Here is a 1,609-nt window from a genome sequence, read left to right as displayed (position 1 = left end):
CCACTACACCGATGCAGGCCGACACCGCGAACTGTATGTGGCGGTGAAGTGGTTTCTTCAGGGGCATCTCGGTCGTCATGGCCCGGCCTCTGATGGCGGTCCGTCTTACGCCGCTCGTCTTTTAAGACTCGGACATTATAACACTTTTGACTGTGCCCATGATGCCGAAGATCGATTCCCGATTTTGCTGCGCGATCTCCGGTTCAAAGCGCTAGCCCGGTGCGGCGGATTTCAGCGCACGCCGCAAGATGCGGTCGAGCTCGCCGAGAAACCGTGAGCGGTCCTGCGGCGCGAAACCGGCATTGTAGCCCTTGCTCTCGCCGGTCTCGCGCAGATGCTGCTTGAGGTCGCGCATGGCCACCGCCATGCCGATCGTTTCCGGCGTGAACGGGCGCCCGGTCGGCCCAAGCACGTGGGCGCCGAGTGCCACCGTGCGGGCGGCAAGCGGGATGTCGGCTGTCACCACAATGTCGTTGGGCTTGGCATTGTCGACGATCCAGTCGTCCGCCGCGTCGGCGCCCTTGGAAACGACGACGTTGCGGATCATCGGATCGCGCGACGGGCGCAGGCCGCCATTGGAGACGAAGGTGACGACGATGCCATGGCGCTCGGCGACTTTCTCGACCTCAGCCTTCACCGGACAGGCATCGGCATCGACGAGAATCTGTAGGCGGCTTCGTTCTTGGTTGATGTTAGTCGTGTTCATACGGCGTGAATTTCAGCTCGTAGCCGCGCGGCTCGGTGCCGGGCGGCTCAGTGGGCTCAGTGTCATAGACGTAAATTCTTCCAGTGGAGGAGAAACCAATGTGTTGGCCGATGGTGCGTATCATATCGATCGCTTGATCCGCGTCCGACGCCCAAACTTTCATTCCAAAGAAAGCCGGCCCGGGCTCTGTTTCAAAGTCCTCATTGGGAGATACAACCTCGCCCTCGGCCAGAACCGTGAAGTGACGGAACGCTGTCTTCATCCGCCCGTTCCGGAGCTTCAGTCTCCAATTCTTGAGAGTCTCAGGATTCATGGGAGTGCCTGATTAACTTCGCGGTGACTGCGAACGGCAATACGAACGCGAATTTGAACCTCCTTACCTAGTAAACCACCACGCTCCTGATGCTCTTGCCCTGATGCATCAGGTCAAAACCCTTGTTGATGTCCTCCAGCTTCAGCGTGTGGGTGATCATCGGGTCGATCTCGATTTTGCCGTCCATATACCAGTCGACGATCTTCGGCACGTCGGTGCGGCCGCGCGCGCCGCCAAAGGCGGTGCCCATCCAGGTGCGTCCGGTGACCAGCTGGAACGGCCGCGTCGAGATCTCCTGGCCGGCGCCGGCAACGCCGATGACGACCGACTTGCCCCAGCCGCGGTGCGATGCTTCAAGGGCCTGCCGCATCACCTTGGTGCTGCCGGTGCAGTCGAACGTATAGTCGGCGCCGCCGATCTGGTCGGCGCCGCGCTTGGTCATGTTGACGAGATAGGGCACGATGTCGCCGTCGATCTCCTTCGGATTGACGAAATGCGTCATGCCGAATTTCTCGCCCCAGGGCTTCTTGTCGTTGTTCAGGTCGACGCCGATGATCATGTCGGCGCCGGCAAGGCGCAGCCCCTGGATG

At 60.8% G+C, this 1,609-nt stretch carries 3 protein-coding genes; all 3 read right to left on the bottom strand.

The window, feature by feature from the left end; genetic code table 11:
* Positions 1 to 211 precede the first annotated feature (211 nt).
* Positions 212 to 706, bottom strand: a complete 495-nt coding sequence (locus EOA86_RS33850) for a YaiI/YqxD family protein (protein ID WP_127211940.1) — start codon at positions 704 to 706, stop codon at positions 212 to 214.
* A complete protein-coding gene (locus EOA86_RS33845; RefSeq protein WP_128345515.1) occupies positions 693 to 968 on the bottom strand; it encodes a hypothetical protein in 276 nt (91 codons plus the stop codon). The genes EOA86_RS33850 and EOA86_RS33845 overlap by 14 nt, the downstream gene beginning before the upstream one ends.
* A gap of 118 nt (positions 969 to 1,086) precedes the next feature.
* A partial coding sequence (locus EOA86_RS33840) for a zinc-binding dehydrogenase (RefSeq protein ID WP_164892290.1) occupies positions 1,087 to 1,609 on the bottom strand: 523 nt, incomplete at its 5' end.

Origin of the sequence: Mesorhizobium sp. M5C.F.Ca.IN.020.32.2.1 (assembly GCF_004023105.1) — a bacterium.
Classification (GTDB): Bacteria; Pseudomonadota; Alphaproteobacteria; order Rhizobiales; family Rhizobiaceae; genus Mesorhizobium; species Mesorhizobium wenxiniae.
Note: the sequence above shows the minus strand (reverse complement) of the source record. Positions and strands in the feature narration are given on the sequence as shown.

What these genes read in the sequence shown, in the direction of transcription:
- EOA86_RS33850 (WP_127211940.1), bottom strand. Translation starts at nt 706, where the DNA reads ATGAACACGACTAACATCAACCAAGAACGAAGCCGCCTACAGATTCTC.
- EOA86_RS33845 (WP_128345515.1), bottom strand. Translation starts at nt 968, where the DNA reads ATGAAGACAGCGTTCCGTCACTTCACGGTTCTGGCCGAGGGCGAGGTT.